The organism is Niastella sp., assembly GCF_045805085.1.
In the GTDB taxonomy this organism is placed as follows: Bacteria; Bacteroidota; Bacteroidia; order Chitinophagales; family Chitinophagaceae; genus Niastella.
In genome coordinates this window covers 1-5,723 of sequence record NZ_JBJMLX010000146.1, presented here as the reverse complement: position 1 = coordinate 5,723, position 5,723 = coordinate 1, and the positions used below count along the sequence as shown (strand labels likewise).

General features: G+C 43.8%; 7 protein-coding genes. 2 read left to right on the top strand and 5 right to left on the bottom strand.

Annotation, left to right across the window (positions count from 1 at the left end):
- The 4 genes from ACJ751_RS07300 to ACJ751_RS07285 all read right to left on the bottom strand — a co-directional run.
- The coding region (locus ACJ751_RS07300; RefSeq protein ID WP_407744755.1) for a glycoside hydrolase family 10 protein at nucleotides 1-798 on the bottom strand (798 nt) is incomplete at its 3' end.
- 37 nt (nucleotides 799-835) lie between these two features.
- Entirely contained in the window at nucleotides 836-1,300 is a 465-nt protein-coding gene (locus tag ACJ751_RS07295) for a MarR family winged helix-turn-helix transcriptional regulator (RefSeq protein WP_407744754.1), read from the bottom strand.
- A gap of 35 nt (nucleotides 1,301-1,335) precedes the next feature.
- Nucleotides 1,336-1,809, bottom strand: coding sequence for a DinB family protein (locus ACJ751_RS07290; protein WP_407744753.1), 474 nt, complete (start codon nucleotides 1,807-1,809; stop codon nucleotides 1,336-1,338).
- Between the two features lie 279 nt (nucleotides 1,810-2,088).
- Nucleotides 2,089-3,120 carry a radical SAM/SPASM domain-containing protein gene (locus tag ACJ751_RS07285; protein WP_407744752.1) on the bottom strand — a complete coding sequence of 344 codons (1,032 nt, stop codon included), beginning with the start codon at nucleotides 3,118-3,120 and terminating at the stop codon, nucleotides 2,089-2,091.
- Between the two features lie 136 nt (nucleotides 3,121-3,256).
- Here ACJ751_RS07285 and ACJ751_RS07280 point away from each other — a divergent pair, with 136 nt between their 5' ends.
- On the top strand, nucleotides 3,257-4,030 hold the full coding sequence (locus ACJ751_RS07280; protein ID WP_407744750.1) for a glycoside hydrolase family 25 protein: 774 nt from the start codon (nucleotides 3,257-3,259) through the stop codon (nucleotides 4,028-4,030).
- Between the two features lie 280 nt (nucleotides 4,031-4,310).
- Nucleotides 4,311-4,547, top strand: a complete 237-nt coding sequence (locus tag ACJ751_RS07275; RefSeq protein ID WP_407744748.1) for a hypothetical protein — start codon at nucleotides 4,311-4,313, stop codon at nucleotides 4,545-4,547.
- Nucleotides 4,548-4,644: 97 nt separating this feature from the next.
- Here the strand turns inward: ACJ751_RS07275 and ACJ751_RS07270 are convergent, their stop codons facing one another.
- Nucleotides 4,645-5,499: a DUF6089 family protein gene (locus ACJ751_RS07270; RefSeq protein ID WP_407744746.1), complete on the bottom strand. Its 855-nt coding sequence runs from the start codon at nucleotides 5,497-5,499 to the stop codon at nucleotides 4,645-4,647.
- Nucleotides 5,500-5,723: the final 224 nt, after the last annotated feature.

Below are 5,723 nucleotides of genomic sequence, written 5' to 3'. Positions count from 1 at the left end.
GGTTTCACTGCCTTCTGGGTCATGGCTGCGGTTGCGCCAGATGGCAAAGGGTGACACCCCAAAACGGCAGAACCGGTTCTCTTCTTTTACGGCATTGCTGATCTTCAGAATGATAGAATCGGTATTGCTGCGACGCCAGTCGCCCAGGCTCAATCCATTGCCATATTTCTTATAGCTTTCATTATCGGGAAAATCTTTCCCTTCCGGGTAAGGATAAAAATAATCATCGAAGTGAATAGCGTCAACATCGTAGCGGTTAACAATATCGCGGATCACATTTACCACATATTGCTGGGCTTCTTTATTGCCGGGATCGAAGTAGCGGGTGCCGGCATAACTCACAAACCACTCGGGGTGCATTTTGGTAATATGGTTGGGCGATACAGATGATTTTCCGATCGCAAACTCGGCCCGGTATGGGTTACACCAGGCATGAAATTCCATACCCCGTTTATGGGCTTCTTCAATCATAAACTGCAGGGGGTCGTAATAGGGCGTGGGCGCCTTACCCTGTTTACCGGTAAGCCATTGACTCCAGGGTTCATACTGCGATGGGTAGAAGGCATCGGCGCAGGGACGCACCTGCACAATTACGGCGTTGAGGCCGTTGCGCTTATGCATTTCAAGCAGGTTGATGTACTCTGCTTTCTGACTCTCTGTGTTATAATTCCCTTTTGTTGGCCAGTCAATATTCTCTACTGTAGCTATCCACGCCGCCCTGAACTCATACCTGGGCTGCGCCACTACAAAAGTTACCAACAAACAGACCCCTGCCAGCAGGCTTATAGCTTTTTTCATGTTCGGATTAAAAGATTAACGGATGTTGTAAAGTACACTATTCTGAGCTTCTAATTTTATCGAGTAATTGATTTAACATTTTTGCATCATCTTCGGTAAGGTTGCCCAGCATTGCATCCATTTGCTCGTTGTAGCTATCCAGTTTATCAAGTAATTGCAAACCCGTGTCGGTAATGGTAACATCTACCAGGCGACGGTCGGTTTTACAAATCACTTTTTGAACCAGTTCCTTCTTTACCAGCCGGTCAACAATACGGCTGGTATCGCTCATTTTGTCCAACATCCGCTGGCGGATCTGTAAGGTAGATAAAGGCTTTCCCGCCCCCCGTAAAATGCGCAGGATATTATACTGTTGTGAGGTAATGTCACCTTTATCAAAAAACTGTTTGGTCTTTTCTGTGATCCAGTTGTAAGTAAAAATAAGGTTGACCATTGTTTTGTGATACTCGTTCCGGAATTTCGACTGTTGAATGTCTTTTTCAATACTCATGGCGCTGCTCAAGACTTTATGATTTAATTAGTGAAACAAACAGGAATTCATCCGGCTTGGGCCGATCGTGTTAGCATAAAAATGCTGAATAAATGATGTGCTTCATGCAGCAGGAAAAACTCTGTCCACTCTAAAATTGTCAATGATCCATATTTAGGATGATGACCGGTTCTTCTTACTGCCGGTTCGGTTAATGTCATAAGATAATTGGTAATGCCTGATCTTTGATCCGACAGATCCTTCAGCAAATCCTGTAACGATCTTTTACAACATGCTATAAATGCAGGGTCATTGTCTGCTACATACCGGTTGAATGCCGGTTCATTTTCCTGATGTATTTTTAGCAACCGTTGCATGAAAACGGGTTGGTAAGAAACCATATGAGCTAACTGCTCAAACGCACTCCATTTATCAGGCTGTAAACGTCGTCGCAATAGTTCTTCTGAAAACCCATGTATTAGTTCATAAATGGTTTCATGCTGATGTTGCAGCCGGCTACAAATAGATGCAGACAAGTACATATCAGTTACAGATTTAATCTTGTTCTGCGGCCAGGTATGGGGGAGGATGAGGTTTTGCCTTTCCTGTTCCGGATTTTAGCGTTTAGCTCCGGGCTGTTAGGGGTTTTGGTCGGGTATACTGCTTGACCTTTGTATAGTGCTGCTAAACCTATTTTGTTTGTCGAAATTACATTATTTCTTTTTCCATTCAGTACTTATTCCATCTTTATTCTTCATTTTCATAGCCCCCATCATGAATAGTTATATATTTATTCTGTCCGCTATAAATGCTTTCTGTTATCAATCGCCCCAGACTCTTGTACCCTCGCTGCAGTTGGCGCAAATATCAATATTTTTCCTGCTCATCAATACCTGCTCCCGAAATCGCTTATACTTATCGTTATGCCAGATCTCTTTAAAACTTTTTCCCTTCAGGTCGCCCAGCGGATGTTGGGCATCTTTATCAAAGCAACAGGGTACTACCAAACCATCCCAGCTTATGACCGTGGCATGCCATAACCGCCAGCAATGATTATTCAGGGCATTCTTAAATTCCATTTGTCCCTGTTGGTTTTTACGGTACCGGCTGTATTTTTCAATGGTAGGGATCAAATTATTAGGATCGGTCTCATAATCATACACCTGCGCTGTTTTAAACCGTACTTCATCAACTCCTATCTCTTTGGCCAGGCGTTTTACGTCTTCTATCTGATGCTCGTTTGGTTTTACTACCAGGAACTGAAAGAACACAAACGGCGTTTTACTTTTCAGTTCCTTTTTCCACTTTACAATATTGCGGGCGCCCTCCAGTACCTTATGCAATTTTCCGCCCACCCTGTATTGTTGGTATACGTCCTGGGTAGTGCCATCAATGGATATGATAAGTCTGTCTAACCCGCTTTCTACCGTTTTACGCGCATTTTCATCGGTGAGGTAATGCGCGTTTGTTGAAGTGGCCGTATAAATACCCTTTCCGGCCGCATATTTTACCATATCCAGGAAGGCAGGGTTGAGGTACGGTTCCCCCTGAAAATAAAATACCAGGTACAGCAGATCCTTTGACAACTGGTCAATGGTTTGCCGGAAGAAATCTTTTTGTAACATCCCCGTTGGACGGGTAAATGCCCGTAAGCCGCTGGGGCATTCCGGACAACGCAGGTTGCAGGAAGTGGTAGGTTCGAATGAAATAGAGATCGGATATCCCCACTGTACAGGCTTGCCGGTTATTTTACTAATATAATAACTGCTTAGTACCTTACCGGCATTCCATGCCCGGCGGGGTGTTAACCTCGATAATAAATTGAAACTATCATGCCAGTTAATTTTGGGCATAGAACTGTAAAATTAGGGTTCGCCAGCTTAAAGACAATGTTTTATGTACCCCAACGTTTAAAAGAGTTAAATTTTTCCACTTCAACACATTATATCATCGCTTTGTTTAGGCGCTCTAATATATTTGCGTACCCTTATGGCAAAAAATAAAAAGGTAGCCATTTTCTGGAGAATTGCCCTTGGCCTGATCGTAGCTGCTACTGTAGTTATGCTCATATTTCGTGTATATGAATGGTACCAGGAGCGGCGGGCGCATTTTGCCCGTTACGAGGCATTTGGTATAGAAATCCCCACTCGGTATTCAATTCATGGCATTGACGTTTCACGTTACCAGGAAACCATTGATTGGGAAAGCGTTAAAGCGATGAATGTGGAAGGGCTGAAGCTTGGTTTTACTTTTATCAAGGCTACTGAAGGTTTGGTTAATGAGGACCGCTATTATAAACGTAACTGGAAGCGGGCTAAAGAGGCCGGTATGGCCCGGGGCGCTTATCATTTTTTTATAGCCACCAAAAACGGCAAGGCCCAGGCTGAACATTTTATAAAAACGGTTGAACTGGGGCCCGGTGATTTGCCACCTGTGCTGGATGTGGAAGCCACTTATGGGGTGCCTTATAAAAAAGTTCGTGAACGGGTGAAGGAATGGCTGGTTACTGTTGAAAACTACTACGGGGTTCGGCCCATTATATACGCCAATGTGGATTTTTACCAACAAGTGCTGAAAGACGAGTTTGATGAATACCCATTATGGGTGGCCCACTACCTGCAAAAAGAAAAACCCCGGATCTACCGCAACTGGCATTTTTGGCAGTACAGCGAACAGGGGCACGTAAACGGTATCTTTTGCCGGGTTGATTTTAATGCCTTCAGCGGCGACTCCACCGAGTTTAAAAATTTGCTTTTCCATTAAAGGGTTAAATAGGTCATTTAATCAATTAAACGCTACAATTAATTAATTAAGTGATGGCAAAATGTTTTAAGTGTCACACTTTAACGATTAAATGATACACTTAATCAATTAAATGATGACTTAATATTTTAAGCGTAACACTTCGACGATAAAGTGTTACACTTTGACGTTTAAATGTTACACTTTAACGATCAAATGCTACACTAAACCAATTAAGTGATGCCAAAATCTTTTAAGTGACGCATTTGTGCGATTTTGCAGTTGAAAAAAGCTTTTATCTATGGGTTTAATGGAAGATGATGTTAAGGATTTTCTGAAGCGCATCGTTTGGACGGTTTCTTCAGGATTTTTATGGCTTACCATTACCATAGGTATTGGGGCCTACAACGGCCTGTTGGTTCCCGAACACGGGCTCAGGGTAAGCAATATAATCTTCTATATCTGGGGCGTAGGCAGCCTGACAGCACTGGTGTATTTATATATCCGCATCTGGAGTAAGAAGTTTCCACATGGGTGAAGTAAAGGCAGAGGCCAAAGAACAAAAGAAAAAGGCTTCCCGTGTAAGGAAAGCCTCTTGTATATTGTATTTAGCACCCCTTTAGGGGGCTGGGGGGTTAGAATCTGGTAGCCGGACAGCCAACTTTTTTATCGCGATTATAGGCAGGTAAGCCGGCAATGCGTTTGTACTGATCAATAAACGAACGCACGGTAACGGTTAAAGCCATATAATAATAACCATCTTTCACATTTGAACCACCACGGGTTGTTTTGGCGGCAGGGTAACCACCGGCGCCCACTTCATCACCCCGGTAAGCCAGGTCAACAGCCGTTTGGCCTTTGGCTGCCAGCAAAGCCCCCTGATCGGCATAGGTAGTGCTCACATCATCCAAATAATCAGTGAACAGTTTACGATAACCGAGTTCCAGTCCTACCCGAATGTCTTCACTAATGGCATAAGTAGCGCCTATCCCCAGGGGTATATTAAATTGAGTGAGTTTGTATTCTTTTTTACCTGGTTCAAAACCCTGTCCTTCGGTGCTTAACGGTTGCAGGAAGGTTTTGGCGCCATCGGTAGTTTTGGTGAACGGGTTAAAATGATACAGACCAACACCGGCAAAAATGTAGGGCGTCCACCAGCTGTCATTCAGGCTTAAAATGTTGTATTGAGCGCCTAACTCTATGTCCCACAATTTGGTTTGAAAGTTCAGATTGCGCGCTTTCATGGCGGTAGTACCTTTTTTATCGTCGGCTTTCAGGGAGGTAAGTGTAAAATAGGTGCGGGCGGTAAAATGTTCCGATAGGTCGTACATGGCTCCCAGCGAGCCTAAAAATTTGGCCTGATTAAAAGTAACGTTTTTGGCCTGCAGATCGCCCTGGTAATTGGCGATGCCCAAACGGGCCGCTAAATGAAAGTTTTGTGCAGCAGCTGCCACGGGTAGGCAGCACAATAATGTGATAATGAGTCTCATTAGATATTCAATTAGGATATAATTCTTTCACCCTCACAAATCTACGGTTTGGTTGACACCTTTAAACGGTTTGATAGTGAATTTATTACTCGTGAATGGTCAATCGTGAATCGTGAATGGCTCGCGACTTTTGAGATTAATGAACGACCTTGCGGCGCCCGAAATTATTGCCGATTGCCGATTGCCGATTGCCGATTGCCGATTGCCGATTGCCGATTGCCGAT